The sequence below is a fragment of the Schinkia acidoalkalinis genome (assembly GCF_054301215.1).
Genome location: NZ_CP182573.1, coordinates 802,536 through 818,435, shown reverse-complemented (window position 1 = coordinate 818,435; position 15,900 = coordinate 802,536). Strand labels below are relative to the sequence as shown.

The 15,900-nt window shown below is 39.7% G+C and carries 16 protein-coding genes, 1 riboswitch and 1 other annotated feature; of the genes, 12 read left to right on the top strand and 4 right to left on the bottom strand.

The genetic code is table 11. The features are described 5' to 3' along the window. Positions 1-8: 8 nt before the first annotated feature. From ACNQFZ_RS04195 to ACNQFZ_RS04175, 5 genes are all read left to right on the top strand, one after another. Positions 9-362: a hypothetical protein gene (locus ACNQFZ_RS04195; RefSeq protein WP_458414101.1), complete on the top strand. Its 354-nt coding sequence runs from the start codon at positions 9-11 to the stop codon at positions 360-362. Positions 363-443: 81 nt separating this feature from the next. Beyond that, positions 444-688: a binding site (T-box leader), on the top strand. Between the two features lie 51 nt (positions 689-739). Continuing rightward, positions 740-1,867, top strand: coding sequence for a glutamate 5-kinase (gene proB, locus ACNQFZ_RS04190; protein WP_458414100.1), 1,128 nt, complete (start codon positions 740-742; stop codon positions 1,865-1,867). Further along, entirely contained in the window at positions 1,864-3,111 is a 1,248-nt protein-coding gene (locus ACNQFZ_RS04185) for a glutamate-5-semialdehyde dehydrogenase (RefSeq protein ID WP_458414099.1), read from the top strand. Before proB ends, ACNQFZ_RS04185 begins: the two co-directional genes overlap by 4 nt. Positions 3,112-3,146: 35 nt before the next feature. Then, positions 3,147-3,629, top strand: coding sequence for an N-acetyltransferase (locus ACNQFZ_RS04180; protein WP_458414098.1), 483 nt, complete (start codon positions 3,147-3,149; stop codon positions 3,627-3,629). Between the two features lie 112 nt (positions 3,630-3,741). After that, positions 3,742-4,557 carry a ZIP family metal transporter gene (locus ACNQFZ_RS04175; protein WP_458414097.1) on the top strand — a complete coding sequence of 272 codons (816 nt, stop codon included), beginning with the start codon at positions 3,742-3,744 and terminating at the stop codon, positions 4,555-4,557. A 48-nt stretch (positions 4,558-4,605) separates the two neighbouring features. On the opposite strand, the gene ACNQFZ_RS04170 is transcribed toward ACNQFZ_RS04175, so the two are convergent. Next, positions 4,606-5,316: an anthrax toxin lethal factor-related metalloendopeptidase gene (locus ACNQFZ_RS04170; RefSeq protein ID WP_458414096.1), complete on the bottom strand. Its 711-nt coding sequence runs from the start codon at positions 5,314-5,316 to the stop codon at positions 4,606-4,608. 186 nt (positions 5,317-5,502) lie between these two features. On the opposite strand from ACNQFZ_RS04170, the gene ACNQFZ_RS04165 reads away from it, so the two are divergent. Both ACNQFZ_RS04165 and ACNQFZ_RS04160 read left to right on the top strand, forming a co-directional pair. Continuing rightward, on the top strand, positions 5,503-6,792 hold the full coding sequence (locus ACNQFZ_RS04165) for an acetyl-CoA hydrolase/transferase family protein (protein WP_458414095.1): 1,290 nt from the start codon (positions 5,503-5,505) through the stop codon (positions 6,790-6,792). A gap of 189 nt (positions 6,793-6,981) precedes the next feature. After that, positions 6,982-8,604, top strand: a complete 1,623-nt coding sequence (locus ACNQFZ_RS04160) for a methyl-accepting chemotaxis protein (RefSeq protein ID WP_458414094.1) — start codon at positions 6,982-6,984, stop codon at positions 8,602-8,604. Positions 8,605-8,673: 69 nt separating this feature from the next. On the opposite strand, the gene ACNQFZ_RS04155 is transcribed toward ACNQFZ_RS04160, so the two are convergent. The 3 genes from ACNQFZ_RS04155 to trpB form a co-directional block, all read right to left on the bottom strand. After that, a complete protein-coding gene (locus ACNQFZ_RS04155; protein WP_458414093.1) occupies positions 8,674-9,051 on the bottom strand; it encodes a cytochrome-c oxidase in 378 nt (125 codons plus the stop codon). Positions 9,052-9,174: 123 nt separating this feature from the next. Continuing rightward, entirely contained in the window at positions 9,175-9,828 is a 654-nt protein-coding gene (locus ACNQFZ_RS04150) for a glycoside hydrolase domain-containing protein (RefSeq protein ID WP_458414092.1), read from the bottom strand. A 144-nt stretch (positions 9,829-9,972) separates the two neighbouring features. Then, positions 9,973-11,148 carry a tryptophan synthase subunit beta gene (gene trpB / locus ACNQFZ_RS04145; RefSeq protein WP_458414091.1) on the bottom strand — a complete coding sequence of 392 codons (1,176 nt, stop codon included), beginning with the start codon at positions 11,146-11,148 and terminating at the stop codon, positions 9,973-9,975. A 185-nt stretch (positions 11,149-11,333) separates the two neighbouring features. Next, a riboswitch (cobalamin riboswitch) is annotated at positions 11,334-11,523 on the top strand. 139 nt (positions 11,524-11,662) lie between these two features. Here trpB and ACNQFZ_RS04140 point away from each other — a divergent pair. The 5 genes from ACNQFZ_RS04140 to cobJ are packed head-to-tail and all read left to right on the top strand — an operon-like array spanning position 11,663 to position 15,886. Beyond that, positions 11,663-12,412, top strand: a complete 750-nt coding sequence (locus tag ACNQFZ_RS04140) for an energy-coupling factor ABC transporter permease (protein ID WP_458415303.1) — start codon at positions 11,663-11,665, stop codon at positions 12,410-12,412. Further along, positions 12,402-12,680, top strand: coding sequence for an energy-coupling factor ABC transporter substrate-binding protein (locus ACNQFZ_RS04135; RefSeq protein WP_458414090.1), 279 nt, complete (start codon positions 12,402-12,404; stop codon positions 12,678-12,680). Before ACNQFZ_RS04140 ends, ACNQFZ_RS04135 begins: the two co-directional genes overlap by 11 nt. Next, positions 12,677-13,474: an energy-coupling factor transporter transmembrane component T family protein gene (locus ACNQFZ_RS04130; RefSeq protein WP_458414089.1), complete on the top strand. Its 798-nt coding sequence runs from the start codon at positions 12,677-12,679 to the stop codon at positions 13,472-13,474. The genes ACNQFZ_RS04135 and ACNQFZ_RS04130 overlap by 4 nt, the downstream gene beginning before the upstream one ends. Then, positions 13,467-14,327, top strand: coding sequence for an energy-coupling factor ABC transporter ATP-binding protein (locus ACNQFZ_RS04125; protein WP_458414088.1), 861 nt, complete (start codon positions 13,467-13,469; stop codon positions 14,325-14,327). The genes ACNQFZ_RS04130 and ACNQFZ_RS04125 overlap by 8 nt, the downstream gene beginning before the upstream one ends. Beyond that, positions 14,324-15,886 (top strand): precorrin-3B C(17)-methyltransferase, encoded by a 1,563-nt coding sequence (gene cobJ, locus ACNQFZ_RS04120; protein WP_458414087.1) that lies wholly within the window; start codon positions 14,324-14,326, stop codon positions 15,884-15,886. The genes ACNQFZ_RS04125 and cobJ overlap by 4 nt, the downstream gene beginning before the upstream one ends. Positions 15,887-15,900 lie beyond the last annotated feature (14 nt).

Sequence of the window (15,900 nt, the reverse complement as noted above, 5' to 3'; positions counted from 1 at the left end):
AAAAACTGATGATGAATGGACCAAACTACAGGGAGTTTTATCAGAAGGCCTTAATTCCTATGAATGATTATGATCGAATGCATTTTTGCACAGAATTTTGTGGGAATTGTGGGGAATGTTTAAAAGTAAATCATTGGTTAATTGCCCTCGAAGGGAATCCGACAGCACCTGATAGTGAGGTGTATGAGTGGTATATCGTTGTTTACCCCGCACAAGAAACAGGAACTTTTTGGTCATTAAAACCTCCATTTTATAAATCCTCCAGCCACCATACTTTTTCTCAAGCAATGGAAGAATCGATACAATTAATTCAAAATATCACAGAATCTAAGCTTACCGCAAAAACAATGATTGCAAGTTAGGTTGGAAAATAATATTGACAGAAATCTTTTCATAACAGATAATAGTAGCAAACTAATGATTCATTGTTCAAAATACTAATATAGAAAGCGTCGAAGGGGACTAGTAGATGGGAGTTCGTCCGTAAGAGAGTGAAATCCAGTGGCTGAAAGGTTTCATCGTGACTGAGACATTCGAACCTACCCCAGAGCTGTTAGTGCAAAAACTAACCGATAATCCTCGTTACGGATGAAAGAGGGCTAAAGATACGTAGATTTTTTTGAATATTGGAATTTCCTTTAGCTAAAAAAGGTGGTACCGCGAAAGATAAGACTCTTCCGTCCTTTTAAGGATTGGGAAGGGTCTTTTTATATTTATATTGTGACTGGAGGAGAAAAGTGTGGCTAAGCATCGGATTGTTGTAAAAATTGGAAGCAGCTCTTTAACGAATACAAATGGAGGTTTATCAATCGAGAAGCTGGCCGATCATGTGGAGGCTCTTGCCTTACTTAAAAAACAAGGCCATGAAGTTATATTAATTTCATCAGGCGCTGTTGCAGCAGGATTTAAAGGACTAGGCTATCCAACACGTCCAGTTACAATTGCGGGCAAGCAAGCAGCGGCTGCTGTTGGCCAGGGATTATTAATGCAAGGATATACAGAGCATTTTAATATGTACAACATCGTTACAGCCCAGTTGCTGCTCACAAGATATGGTTTCATGAATAAAGAACAGTATAGCAATTCTTATGCTACACTTTCGGAGCTGTTAAAGCGTGATGTGCTGCCAATCATTAATGAAAATGATTCAGTGGCTATTGATGAACTAACATTTGGTGATAATGATATGTTATCTGCTCTTGTAAGTGGACTTATTCATGCGGATTTTTTGATTATTTTAACGGATGTAAATGGGCTTTATGATCAAAATCCAAATGAAAATCCAAATGCCAAGAAGTTTAACTATTTACCTGAAATTACCGATGAACTTTTACAAATGGCTTCAACATCAGGCTCTAAGATGGGTACAGGAGGAATGCGTTCAAAAATAGAAGCAGCCAGAACTGCGACATCTTTAGGAGTGAATGTTTTCATCGGAACAGGGAGCGGCAAGGATAAACTAATTGATATTTTGGCTGGTAAGGGTGATGGAACCTATATTGGCAATTCCAGTCAACCGGTTGTGAAAAATTCTAAACAATGGATTGCCCTTCATTCGAATGTTGCTGGTACAATTGAAATAGATCATGGAGCCATAGACGCTCTCCTTAATAAAGGAAAAAGTCTATTACCAGCAGGTGTTGTCAATGTTAGTGGTGATTTTGTTGTTGGTGATGTAGTTGAAGTCATTAACCATAAAGGCGAACTGATTGGAAGAGGAGAAGTTAATTTTCCTGCAACAGAATTAGAGAAAATAAAGGGCTTGTCTACTATGGAAGCGAAGAATATTTTAGATAATGATCAAACGGAAGTGATTCACCGTGATCATTGGGTAGCGCTAAAAAAGGAGAAGGTGAATAATAAATGAGCGAGTTATTAGAAAAAGCAAGAAAAGCGAAGGCACTAGCAAGTGAATTGGCGGTAAAGACAACGGAACAAAAAAATGAGGCATTACGAAAAATTAGTGCCCAACTGCTTACTGAAAAAGATTATATTTTAGCAGAAAATGAAAAAGACATTGAAGTTGGCAAAAAGAATGGTTTATCAGATTCATTATTAGATCGGCTAAGATTAACTGAAGGTCGAATCCATGATATGGCTGATGCCCTTATTCAACTTGAAGGCTTGAAAGATCCGGTTGGTGAGGTGCTGGAGTCATGGGAAAGACCAAATGGTTTAAAGATCACTCAGGTCCGCGTACCACTTGGGGTTGTTGGCATGGTTTATGAAGCAAGACCAAATGTTACCGTTGATGCTTCAAGCCTTTGCTTAAAAACTGGAAATGCCGTCATCTTACGAGGAAGCTCATCGGCGATTCACTCCAACATTGCCATTGTGAATGTGATTCACCACGCACTTGAACAAACTGAAATACCAGCAGATGCTGTTCAACTATTAGAGGATACAAGCAGGGAAACAGCGGCTGAAATGTTTAAGCTAAATGAGTACTTTGATGTTCTTATCCCCCGTGGTGGAGCTGGCCTTATTAAAACAGTTGTTGAAAACTCCAGCATCCCTGTTTTGGAAACCGGGGCTGGAAATTGTCATATTTTTATTGATGAGACTGCAGAAAAAGAGATGGCGATTGACATCGCTGTTAATGCCAAAACACAGCGGCCATCTGTTTGCAATGCTATTGAGACTATTTTGGTACATGAAGCATGGGCTACTAAGCATTTGCGTGAGTTGGTAGCAGCTTTAACAGAGAAAAACGTGGAAATCCGTGGAGATGAAAAGGTTAAAAGTCTAATCCCTGAAGTAAAACTGGCAACGGAAGAGGATTGGGGTACAGAGTTTTCGGATTTAATTGTGGCCATGAAAATTGTTGCAGATGGTACCGAGGCCATTCAACATATCAATAAATATGGTTCGTTGCATTCGGAGGCTATCATTTCAGAGACAGCTGAACATGTGGAACAATTTTTCAATTTTGTTGATGCTGCCGCCCTGTATCATAATGCTTCTACTAGATTTACCGATGGATTTGAATTTGGGTTTGGTGCTGAAATTGGGATTAGCACACAAAAGCTTCATGCTAGAGGGCCAATGGGACTACCAGCTCTAACATCTACTAAATACATTGTTACTGGTACTGGACAGGTTAGAAAATAGGAATTAGAAATCTATCTTTTAAGGAGACGTAGAAAATGATAATTCGCAAAGCTAGTATACAAGATGTTGATGCCATTTTTGACCTTATAGAATCTTATGCGAAAGAAGATCTCCTATTACCTAGAACACATCTATCATTATATGAAAATATTCAATGTATCCGGGTTGCCGAAGAAGAAGGGGAAATTATCGGAGCTGGAAGTTTACATGTTTTGGGGCGGGATTTAGCCGAAATCCGCTCTTTGGTCATCTCTAGAGAAGCCAAAGGATTAGGTACTGGTAGAAAATTGGTGTATAATCTTATCGAAGATGCAGAAGAGCTTGGCGTTGAAAATGTATTTGCAATGACCTATCAGGTGGGCTTTTTTGATAAATGTGGATTTACAATCGTTGATAAACAACAGCTGCCGCAAAAGATATGGAAAGATTGTATGAATTGCCAGAAATTTTTAAGTTGTGATGAGACGGCAATGCTTATTAAGGTAGCGGATTATAAGAAGATAGTTGGAATACAGTAAACTTTGAAGTTTTGACTTAAAAAAAATGGGCACATTTCCTATCAAAAAAGCATATGTTGATTAATATTTAATATGTTTAATTAATTCATCCTAGCAGGAGGATTGAAGGAAAATGCTCGATAATATATCTCAGTTAAGTCCCGCCATGCAAGCACTGCTTGCCACATTGTTTACATGGTTGATGACGGCAGTCGGCGCGGCTGCTGTTTTTACAGCTAAGAATTTTAATCAAAAGGTACTTGATGGGATGCTTGGTCTTGCTGGTGGGGTTATGATTGCTGCGAGTTTTTGGTCGCTCCTTTCTCCGGCTCTGGAGATGGCAGAGGCCAGTGGGAAAATTGCTTGGGTACCAGCAGCACTTGGTTTTTTGGGCGGTGGACTCTTTATTATGTCGATAGACAAAGTATTGCCACACTTACATCCGATGTTGCCACTTGATCAAGCCGAAGGGCTTCACCCGGAAAGAAAAAGAAGGAGCACACTTTTAGTGCTTGCAATCACAATGCATAATATTCCTGAAGGTCTTGCGATTGGTGTTGCTTTTGGATCAGTTGCAGCTGGATTTTCGTCCGCATCATTAGCAGGTGCGCTAGCTTTAGCAATTGGAATTGGGATTCAAAACCTTCCGGAAGGTGTTGCGGTCTCTGTCCCACTGCGGAGAGAAGGTATGTCACGGATGAAAAGCTTTTGGTACGGACAGCTTTCCGGGATGGTTGAGCCGATAGCTGCCGTAATCGGAGCAATTGCGGTTGTTTTTGTTCAGCCCTTGCTTCCATATGCCTTAAGTTTTGCTGCTGGTGCGATGATTTTTGTAGTGGCAGAAGAAGTCATCCCGAGCTCACATGAAAATGGAAACCATGACTTAGCATCATTATCGGTAATGGTTGGCTTTACAATTATGATGATTTTGGATGTTGCCTTAGGATAAATGTTCCGTAGAAAAAGGCTTCTCAAACGTTGTCAGTGAGAAGCCTTTTTAGCTTAAAAATGCATTCGTTTCAATTTCATGTAGTAATGAGTAGGTATTAGGAGCGACCTGCTTAATAACTTCTCTTGTATTATCTCCATAATAATACATGGCGAAGGCTTCTGCGAAAAACTCATCTTGATACTCTGAAAAATAATCTCGACCAGGCATTAGTTTTGGTGCTTCCTCTTTCCAAATCTGATCGTATCTCTCGTTATTTCTTAGTTCCTGGTAATTACGTTCAAATAAGTGGCCGATTTCATGTAATTCTAAATTAACCGAACTATGCCCCATTCCTGTTTTGCTTGCCCCAATTTTAGCTACTGCTAACGTTGGTCCACACCCTCCCGGAACATCATCCCATGTTAATCCATTATTCCAGCCTCTTGGAACAACGCCTTTTAAATTTTGAAAGCTAGGTTCATCAGTCAATTGACCATCAAAAAGCTTTACTTTAAGATTGTGTCCAGTGAGAAAAGAAAGGATGACGGGGTTGATTTGTGAAATGGTGTTAATCATTTCTACGGTGCTGCTTTTATCATAATTGTTGTTTTCCGGAAGAAGTACGAAATCACCTAAAAGAATTTCCACCTCTTTGTCTGTCAACTGAACGTTAAGATGTTTATTAGCCAGAGGCTCTCCAATTGATTTTCCTTCGGCATAACCATGAATAGACATCATCATAATGATTGAAATAAAAAGTATGAAGATCTTTTTCAAAATCGCTTCCTCCTTGCAAATCTTCTTTTGATACTAAAAATATAATCCTAAAAAATGAAAGTTATCTGAAATTTGGTAATTATTTGTTCAAGATATCTTACATTTTTTATATTTCTGTTACGTTTGATCAGTGTTATTATATGGGTAGATTTTTTGAATTAAGTTTACAAAAAGGAGATGAATGATTTGCTGAAAGGTCAATCTTATGAAAACAAAGAAAAAAAACCAGAAGAGGTTTTGTCATACATACCTAATGGTGCTGATATTATCGTGCCGCTAGCGAACGGGGAGCCACAAGTGCTCTTGGATGTACTTGAAGAAAATGCCCCGAATTTAAACGGGGTTCGTATTCACCAAATGCATGCAAATAAAGAAAGAGATTATATTTGGGGGAAATACGCGGGCCATCTTGACCATGTTTCCTATTTTTTAAGCCATGCGACAAGAAAAGCATTCTTAGCTGGAAAATGTTCATTGGTTCCAAATCATTTTCATGAAATGCCGCGACTTTTAGAAAAAACGACAAAAATGTCATTAATTATAACTGCGGCCTCGCCTATGGATGAACATGGTTATTTTTCTTTAGGAGTTACCGCAGATTATGTAGCTCCCTTTATTGGAAGGGTGCCATTTTTCTTAGAAGTGAATAAACAAATGCCTAGAACGTTTGGAAACAATGAAATTCACATAAGTCAAATTGAAGGTTACATAAATGTTGATTATCCACTCATCGAAGTTCAACCTGCTGTTATTTCGGAAGAGGATAAAAAGATTGCCCAATTTGTGGCGGAGCGGATTGAAAATGGTGCAACGATTCAGTCCGGTATCGGTGCCATCCCCAATGCGATTGTCTCGATGCTCACAAACCATAAAAATTTAGGGATCCATACTGAACTAATGGCAGATGGAGTAATGGAGCTAATCCAAAAAGGAGTTGCTACAGGTACGGAAAAAAAATTATCACCTGGTAAAGCGGTAACAACATTTGCTTTAGGAACGAAAGAATTATATAGTTTTTTGGATAATAATCCTGGGATTGAAATGTTGCCTGTAAGCTATGTAAATGACCCTAGAATCATAGCACAAGAAGATAATATAGTTGCTATTAATGCAACAACAGAAGTTGATTTTCTTGGACAATGCGCCTCAGAAACAGTGCAAGGACGCTATTATAGTTCATCAGGTGGTCAAGCTGATTTTGCCAGAGGCGCCATGTTTGCTAAAAATGGAAAGGGTTTTATTTGTTTACACTCAACAGCAAAAAACGGCACGATTTCACGCATCCAACCGCAGTTAAGTGCGAGGTCCGTTGTCACGACATCTAAAAATGACGTTGACCATGTAGTTACTGAATTCGGTGTTGCCTCATTACGCGGAAAAAGTTTATCACAGCGGGCCCAAGAGTTAATCAATATTGCCCATCCTGATTTTCGGGATGAGTTAACTTTTACGGCGAAAAAATGGGGATTATTATAAAGAACAAAGGATGAAGCGCCCATAAAAAGAAGTTGAGAAGTGGTTGGGTGCTTCTTTTTCTATAAGCCACTATGGCTAAAAATACTATTTGGATCATTTTTTTGAATGAAATATTCATAAAAATGTCGTAAAATAGTAATATGGAAATAATATTCAAAATCTTCTAACATTGACAAGGATGGAGATATCATGAGCCGTTTGTTAAAAACAAAATCTGCTAAACAAGCATTGCAAAAGGTGGAACTGGTTGCGACCACCATTAAAGAAATCTGGAAAACACATCTGCCAATCCAAGACCAGGTAGAATATTTACGTTCGGTTCTTGATGAAAAGTTAAAAAACGACGAATTCTTTGTCATTGTTGATCAAACAGGGCGTAGCTTTGTCCATACAAACCGTCTCCGGGAAGGAGGCCATTTCGGTGATGAAGTCGGCTTAAGAGCAGCCAAAACAACGGCGCCACTACTGCAGCTTTATCCAAGAAACACCGGAGAAGTTCTGATCGATGCTTCGTGTCCGCTCCTTCAAGATAACAACGGGAATCGTTATGTATTAAGAATGGGTCGGCTTATACATCGCCCATTTATTGGGGGAATGTTTACCATATTGAGTTTAGTCCCGGGTTTTGCGGCAGCGCTTACAACGAGGGTCTTAGGCTTGGGGTTGGGGCAATGTTTGGCAACATTTCTTATCACAGCCTGTATTACGATGCTAATGAGCTTATATTTCCATTTTGCTATACGTGGAAGATTGAGAGAGTGGTATGCCGTTACTAGAACTATTTCTTCTGGGGATTTAAGTGCTGAAGTGAAAACAAAGGGTGCCCGAAATGAGTTTCACCAAATTGGCTATGAGATTAATAAAGTCATCCTAGGATTCAGGGCAATCATTGGAAAATTTGAAGAAGCAACAAAATCTGTCGGGGGAATCAGCATACATCAAGAGGCATCTGCGCAAAAATTGTCTTCTGCGTTTGATCAAGTATCCGCCACGATGCAATCCTTTCGAGGCGGGGCCGAGCAGCAAAGCAATTCTGTCCTAGATGCTGAAGAAATGGTTGATATGATGATGGAGCTAGTCGAGACGATGCAGAGTGAAGTTGAAAAAGCTGTAGCGGGTGCTGATGAAGCATTGCAAACGTCCCATGAAGGGGAAAATGCAGTAATATCTACTCAAAAGCAAATGCGGGAAATTCAATCAAATGTGATTGCTACAGCCAAAAAAATTAGGACAATCTCAAATGATGCCGACATTGTTATGAAAAAAGTATCGTTGATTACAGATATTGCTAAGCAAACGAATTTGCTTGCATTGAATGCCTCCATCGAAGCTGCACGGGCTGGGGAAAGCGGCAAGGGATTTGCTGTTGTGGCAAGTGAAGTAAGAAAGCTTGCTGAAGGGACTAATGAATTTGCCCGAGACATTCTTGCTTCACTGGAAAAAACAAGGGAAGAGCTGCAAGATGCTGTCAGTCAGGTAGAAGGTAATGTTCAATCAATCAGTGAGGGAGTTGAGCTTATTGCAGAAGCCGGCAACGCAATTGATAAATTGAAAACGGCCTCCCTCAAAACGAAGGACCTAGTTGCCAATAATCGTAAATATTCATTATCTGTTACAGATAATGGCAGGAAGTTGCAGCAAATTATCGAAGAAATCAATATTATTGCCAAAGACTTTACCCAGATTGTTCAGGAAACGACGGCGACCGTTGATAGGGAAATTGAAGGAATTCACGAATTAGCAGGGGATGCATCCCTGCTTGCCCAGGAAGCAAAAAATCTTAGCGTTATTGTTAGACGATTCCATTTTTAAAAGTGATTTACGAAATGGGCTGCTGGGAAGGGAACAAAAAAATTTACAGCAGCCCATTATTGATTCTGATTACTTCCGCTCAGCTGATGCTACATTACGAAAAACATTAATGACAAAAAGGATGATTCCAATGGATGTAATTGTAGCGCCAATGGCAATGACGGGTTCAGCTGTTACTACACCGCTTTCAAGGCTTAATAAACCGGCCATCATGATGGGTAGCCCAATATTATGAAGCCAAAAATGACCCTTACCAAGTCTACTTTGCTCTGCCTTTGGAAATACCGTGTAAATAATACCGGCAAGTGCCAAACTAGCCCAGCCTAACAATGCAATATGTGCATGGGCAGGTGCGAATTCAAATATTTGGGTTATAGACATAAACATTCCTAAAATGATTGCTAATAAAAAGTAAACAGACGCAATTTTTATTAATTTAGCTCCCATGTTTTTTCCTCCTCACCATAAAAAAATTTTTTTGCATTATTATCTTATTAATGTTGATATCCAATCATGATAAAAAAGAAAAACACGTAATATGACCTACTGGCATGTTACGTGTTACGTCAACTAAAAGGGTAGTTTGTTGAATAATCTATTATCAATTAAATTTGTATCAACCAGGCATGTAGTAGTTTCACGGCCATATTGCCAGGCCCATACTGTACTATCACAGGCTACTTTTTTCGGATTGAATTTTGGCGCTTTTTTGTTATTTGAAACACCGGGAGATGGTTCGGCGCTCCATAGAATAGCTTGGGATTTTAATTGACTATTTTGTTGAACAGCCTGACAAAACTCCGTATTAAAAGGCCCTTCCGTTGGATCAAAATAAAATCCGCTTACATAACCGCTTGGCAAAAAGGTTTCGACCCAGGCACGTATCCATGTATCATCAACCGCAAAAAAACGTTCCACATTTGCAATAATTGGAGTACCTTTTGGAAGACCTAAACGTCTTGCTTGAAAGATTGCATTTCGGGCTGACACCTGGCCTTCCCGATAACCCGTTGAAGCGCTAAAATCATTATAGATTGGTAAAATTTTAACCCCTTTTGCTCTCAAAAACTGAATTTCTTCTGCCGTTAATCCTTCTGATACATTAGGTACCGTAGATAAGTATCGCCCCCAATAATTTGGGTAGCTGAAATGACTTATCACACAATCATATAATTCTGGCGTAACCTTTTGGGCTGAATCAACACCCCAAATATATTTTGGCACCTTTGTAACCCCCGTTCTAGTGTCTGTTTATCAATACAATATATGGGCTTTTTATTTAAAGGTGCAAGTTCAAAATATTACATAACAATGAAAAAAAGAGGTTATCCAGCGGATAAACCTCTTTTGAAACAATGATTCAATGATTTATTTATTTCTTTCTTGCAAAAGGTTAAATACATGTTCAACATCTTTATCGCCACGTCCGGATAAAGTTACGATGATAATATTGTCCTGCTCCATTTCTTTCGCGAGTTTAATTGCGTAGGCAACGGCATGGGTGCTTTCTAGTGCCGGAATAATCCCTTCAGTTTTACAAAGCAATTGGAATGCATCCAACACTTCGTCATTGGTAACTGTATAATATTCAGCACGGCCGGACTCTTTTAAATAGCTATGTTCAGGACCTACACCAGGATAGTCTAAGCCTGCAGCGATGGAAAAGGTTGGTCTTGGATTGCCTTCCTCATCTAGCAATGTTAGTGTTTTAAAGCCATGGATGACGGCTGGAACACCTTCTGTAATTGTAGCTGCTTTGTCAGGCTCTACGCCAATAAGACGTACAGAAGGTTCATCAATATAATGAGCAAATGAACCAATTGCATTACTGCCGCCGCCGACACAAGCGACAACCGCATCTGGAAGACGACCTTCTTTTTCTAAGATTTGTCGTTTTGACTCCTCGCTGATGATAGATTGGAAATGCTTTACCATCATTGGATATGGGTGTGGGCCAACAGCAGAACCCAACAAGTAGAAAGTATTCTTATAGTTAGCGACAAGATCGCTTAATGCTTCATCAACGGCTTCTTTTAATCGGCCTTGTCCTTTTGAAACTGCCACTACTTTTGCGCCTAGCATTTCCATCCGGAATACGTTTAAGGCTTGACGTTTTGTATCTTCAAGTCCCATGTAAATCACACATTCCATATTGAACATTGCACAGCCCATGGCTGTTGCAACACCATGTTGACCCGCACCGGTTTCTGCGATGACTCTCTTTGCACCCATTCGTTTCGCTAATAGGATTTGGCCAAGCACGTTATTGACTTTATGCGCGCCCATATGGTTTAAATCTTCACGTTTGAGATAGATTTTCGCACCGCCTACTTTTGCTGTTAAATTACGGGCGAAAGTTAGTGGATTTTCTCTACCCACATATTCTTTTAAATAATATTTAAATTCGTTATTGAAATCTTCATCGTCTTTATATTTATTAAATTGATCCTCAATATAGTCCAATGCTTCTTGTAATTCGGCTGGAACAAAACTGCCACCAAAAATACCGTAATATCCTTTTTGATCTGTCTGAGCTCCGCTCATCTATACTCTCCTCCCAATGAATAAGATAATCATTATACCAAGCATTATTTTAGCAAATTTTCAAATAGTTGTAACTAGCTTTTAGAAAAAAGCGACTTGTCGAAAAAAATAATTTTTGCAAAAAAATGAAAATTTCACTTGCATGATGGAAAATTTTACTGTTTAATGTTTAGTATATTAAAAATTGAATACTTTGCTTTAAGAGTGCTGTACGTTTTGTATAGATAATAGGGAAATCGGTGTGAAACCGGTGCAGCCCCCGCTACTGTGAGTATGGATGAAATTGTCATATCCACTGGATTTGTTTTAATCTGGGAAGGGACAAGAGTAAATTGATATACGAGCCAGGAAACCTGCTTTTAAAGTTGAATGCTTATACCTTCGGTGGGGAGGATTTGGTTTCTAATTGGTATTGTTTGTCATCTTTGGCGGATTCATTAATATGAACTTGGAACCTTATCTCTTTATGGAGATAAGGTTTTTTTGTGTGCTTAAACTGTAAAGGAGAATGATGATGAGAAAGCTATTACTACTATTCGTACTTGTCTTTTATTTCATATTGAACATTCCCAATTCTGCCTTTGCGATGCATATTATGGAAGGCTATCTTCCATTGGGGTGGACGCTGTTTTGGTGGGGTCTCTTTATCCCTTTCTTTGTCTGGGGCTTTGTTGCCTTGAAGAAAATTACGACTGAATATCCGCAGTTAAAATTAATGCTTGGGATGGCGGGCGCATTTGTGTTTGTACTTTCGGCACTAAAGATTCCGTCTGTAACGGGAAGCAGCTCCCATCCCACTGGAGTTGGCCTTGGCTCGATTCTTTTTGGCCCACAGGTTATGGCCGTATTAGGTACATTCGTATTATTTTTTCAAGCGATATTACTTGCACATGGCGGCATTACAACTTTAGGAGCGAATGCTTTTTCAATGGCAGTTGTCGGACCGTTTGTTGGCTATTATTCCTATAAATGGATTACCAGTCTAGTAAACAAGCATTCTATTGCTGTCTTTAGCGCAGCATTTTTTGCGAATATATCAACCTATATGTTTACTTCTTTTCAATTGGCTTTAGCTTTTCCCGCTAATGGAATTTGGGTGACGTTTCTAAAATTTATGTCGATTTTTGCTATTACTCAAATTCCTTTGGCTATAGTAGAGGGGCTTTTAACGATAGCAGTGTGGAATTGGCTCAAGGCTTATAATGCAAAAGAGCTGCATTTCTTGAAACAAATGAAAGAAGGGGTGGTTGGATGTGAAAAGTAGGTGGTTCATTTTACTAGCTTTATTCATCACTTTTTGTCCGCTTTTATTTCTTGGTGATGCAAAGTTTTCAGGGGCAGATGGTCTAGGGCAGGAACAAATTCATGACATAAGCCCTAATTATAAGCCTTGGTTTTCCGCTGCTTTTCAACCGAAAAGCGGGGAAGTGGAAAGCTTATTATTTGCCTTTCAAGCCGCACTTGGAGCTGGCTTTGTCGGCTACTTTCTAGGTTTGTATAAAGGCAGGCGAGAGAAGAGTACAAAGCCATGAACTTACAACTGGACATAATTAGCTATAAGAGCAGGTTTCGAGAGATTCCCGCTTTATATAAAATCATTTTTACCTGTCTCCTAGGGGCGATTACATATCTATCCCATGTAGTGGTGCAAGTGATTATCTTCATAGGTGGCATTACTTTTTTACTAGTTCAAGTAAAAATACCAGCGCGGATCTTGTTGAAATGGATTTTCATCCCTAGCTTGTTTTTGCTGCTAAGTATGCCGGCGATGGTCATTGGCGTGTCCCAGGGAGCGGGAAGTAACCATGACATATGGCTATCAATTGTGACCCTAGGAGATTGGCGGTTCTATATATCAAAAAGCGGCTTGGACGCAGCACTATCAGCCATATTTCGGGCACTTAGCTTATTTATTTGTGTTTTTGCTCTGTTTATCACGACGCCATTTACGCAAATTTTAAAGGCTTTCCCTCGAATGGGCGCGCCACAAGCATTGTTGGATGTTTTAGTCAGCATGTATCGCTTTATTTTTATTTTTTTGCAATATACACATGAATTAAATTGCGTTGTTATCTCAAGACAAGGACATGTTACATGGGGAAGAAGGCTGCATAGCGCAGGATTAATCGCAGTTCAATTATTTGTTAAGACATTTGAAAAATATAAAAGGATGTCTATGGTTATTGAATCTAGAGGCTTTACCGATCAGCTTTTTTATGCTGATGAGGAGAAAAATACTGTTTCGTGGAAACACTTCAGTTTTGGTGTGTTGACATTGCTGTTGTTAATTGGCATGGAGTGGTGGTGGAGAAGCTTTTATGAATAGTTTACTAGAATTTGAGAAGATTACATTTGCTTATGAGGGAAATAATCAGCCTGCCCTTCAAAACTTGTCTATGATTATCCCATCTGGGAAAAAATGTGCAATTTTAGGTCACAATGGTTCCGGAAAGTCAACGGCCTTACTTTTAGCAAATGGTTTGTTAAAACCGAGTAGTGGTAGGGTGCTTTGGAAGGGCGAGCCGCTTGTTTTTTCAAAGAAAGGTTTGAAGGGGCATCGCCAAAACACTGGGCTCCTTTTTCAAAATGCGGATGAAATGCTGATTTCACCCGTCGTTTTGGATGATTTGTCCTATGGGCTTATTAATGCGGGCTATAGTGGTGACGGGCTTCATCAGAAGATTAAGCAACTAATGAAACGCTACCAACTTGAACATTTGCAGGATCGACCTATCCATCATTTAAGTTTAGGTGAAAAAAGAAGAGTTGCTTTGGCAGGGGTGATGGGGCTTGAACCTGAGCTTTTATTATTGGATGAACCGACTGCCTACCTGGATCCAGCACAAACAAAAGTGTTTCTAAACGAATTGCACCATATTAGCAAAGCCGGGACAACGATTGTAATGTCGACCCATGATCTTAATCTTGCCTATGAATGGGCCGATTGGATTTATGTCATAGAAAAGGGGCAGCTTGTTTTTGCAGGGACACCTGATGAGCTATTTATGAATGAGTATTTCGTATTAGAAAAAGAACTTGATGTTCCATTGTTATTCCATTTGAAACAACTGGTGCAAGCAAATGCCAATACTGCAAAGGATAATGTGAAAACAGAAACCAAGGAAGAAATTTTATTTTACATAAAGGAACAGCTGGAAAACAGGAGGGGAAGAGTATGACAGGAAAATTAATCATCATTGGCTTTGGGCCTGGGAGTGAAAAGCATTTTACAGAACGTGCGAAAGAGGGAATTGCTGAGTCGGATTGCGTGCTCGGTTATAAGACTTATATCGATTTAGTAAAGGATTTAATTACCAATCAAGAGATTGTCAGCACGGGAATGTCTGAGGAGGTTGCAAGGGCGCAAGCGGCTGTAAAACTTGCCGAAGAGGGGCGTAAGGTTGCTGTAATTTCTAGCGGTGATGCTGGGGTTTATGGAATGGCTGGGCTGATCTATGAGGTGCTCGTAGAAAAAGGCTGGGATCCAAAAACAGGTGTCGAAGTGGAAATTATTCCTGGGATTTCTGCGATAAATTCATGTGCGTCGCTCCTTGGCGCGCCGATTATGCATGATGCATGCACGATTAGCCTCAGCGATCATTTAACACCGTGGGAACTGATTGCGAAACGTGTTGAAGCGGCAGCCATGGCTGATTTTGTAATTGCACTCTATAATCCAAAAAGCGGGCGAAGAACAAAACAAATTGAGGAAGCACAAAAAATATTGTTGGCCTATCGCAGTCCGGAAACACCGGTAGGTTTAGTCAAAAGTGCCTATCGTGACCGAGAAAGTGTCGTTGTTACGACGTTGGGGGATATGCTTGAGTCTGAAATTGGGATGTTGACTACCGTTATCATCGGTAATTCCACGTCATTTATATACGGTGGGAAAATCATAACCCCTAGGGGCTATCATCGAAAGTACTCACTCAATAGTGAAGACCAGCGGCTTAAACTGCATGAAAGACTCAAGAAAGAAAATGAGCCATGGGCACTCCATGGAGGGAAGGATACTGAGACACCTGCAAGATTCGCCGAAGAGGCACTTAGGAAATTAGATAATACTTTTATGCCAATAACTCAGGAAGCAGATATTCTGGAGCTGGCTGTAAGCCCTGGTGTTGCAAATAAAAAATTTACCGCCGTGCAAATATTGGCTTTGGCTGAAATTGCTGGGGAACAAGGACAAATCGAATATACGCCAGACCATCAAATCCATGTTCAAATCCCAACTTCTAATCCAGAGGAAGTTATTGCAAATTTAAAGCAGGCAGGTTTTCTGCTTGCACCAATTGGGGATGTTTTGACTGTTAAAGCTTGTGACTTTTGTGATGGCGAAAAACAAGATGCCATTCCTTATGCCGAAGAGCTGTATGAGAAATTTTCTGGAATGGAGCTGGCAAAGGAATTAAAACTTGGAGTCAACGGATGTGGTATGGCTTGCTATGGTGCTGTTAAGGAAGATATTGGGCTTGTGTTCAGACAAGGTAAATTTGATTTATTTATCGGGGCAAAGCCTGTTGGCCGAACTGCCCATGCTGGACAATTGGTTGAAGAAGGAATTGAGCCTGAAAAAGTAATCGGCATCATTGATAAGATTTTACAAGAATATAAGGAAAAGGCCTATCCAAATGAAAGATTATTTAAGTTCTTTAAGCGAGTAAAGATCATCAGTGGTTATGAATATAAGGATATAACACCAAATATCGAAATTACACCTGCCTTATGTGGAGATTAAAGATAGATATAAAA

Coding starts and splice junctions, on each gene's coding strand:
- ACNQFZ_RS04195 (WP_458414101.1), top strand. CDS start 9: ATGATGAATGGACCAAACTACAGGGAGTTTTATCAGAAGGCCTTAATT.
- ACNQFZ_RS04185 (WP_458414099.1), top strand. CDS start 1,864: ATGAGCGAGTTATTAGAAAAAGCAAGAAAAGCGAAGGCACTAGCAAGT.
- ACNQFZ_RS04180 (WP_458414098.1), top strand. CDS start 3,147: ATGATAATTCGCAAAGCTAGTATACAAGATGTTGATGCCATTTTTGAC.
- ACNQFZ_RS04175 (WP_458414097.1), top strand. CDS start 3,742: ATGCTCGATAATATATCTCAGTTAAGTCCCGCCATGCAAGCACTGCTT.
- ACNQFZ_RS04160 (WP_458414094.1), top strand. CDS start 6,982: ATGAGCCGTTTGTTAAAAACAAAATCTGCTAAACAAGCATTGCAAAAG.
- ACNQFZ_RS04155 (WP_458414093.1), bottom strand. CDS start 9,051: ATGGGAGCTAAATTAATAAAAATTGCGTCTGTTTACTTTTTATTAGCA.
- trpB (WP_458414091.1), bottom strand. CDS start 11,148: ATGAGCGGAGCTCAGACAGATCAAAAAGGATATTACGGTATTTTTGGT.
- ACNQFZ_RS04140 (WP_458415303.1), top strand. CDS start 11,663: ATGAGAAAGCTATTACTACTATTCGTACTTGTCTTTTATTTCATATTG.
- ACNQFZ_RS04130 (WP_458414089.1), top strand. CDS start 12,677: ATGAACTTACAACTGGACATAATTAGCTATAAGAGCAGGTTTCGAGAG.
- ACNQFZ_RS04125 (WP_458414088.1), top strand. CDS start 13,467: ATGAATAGTTTACTAGAATTTGAGAAGATTACATTTGCTTATGAGGGA.
- cobJ (WP_458414087.1), top strand. CDS start 14,324: ATGACAGGAAAATTAATCATCATTGGCTTTGGGCCTGGGAGTGAAAAG.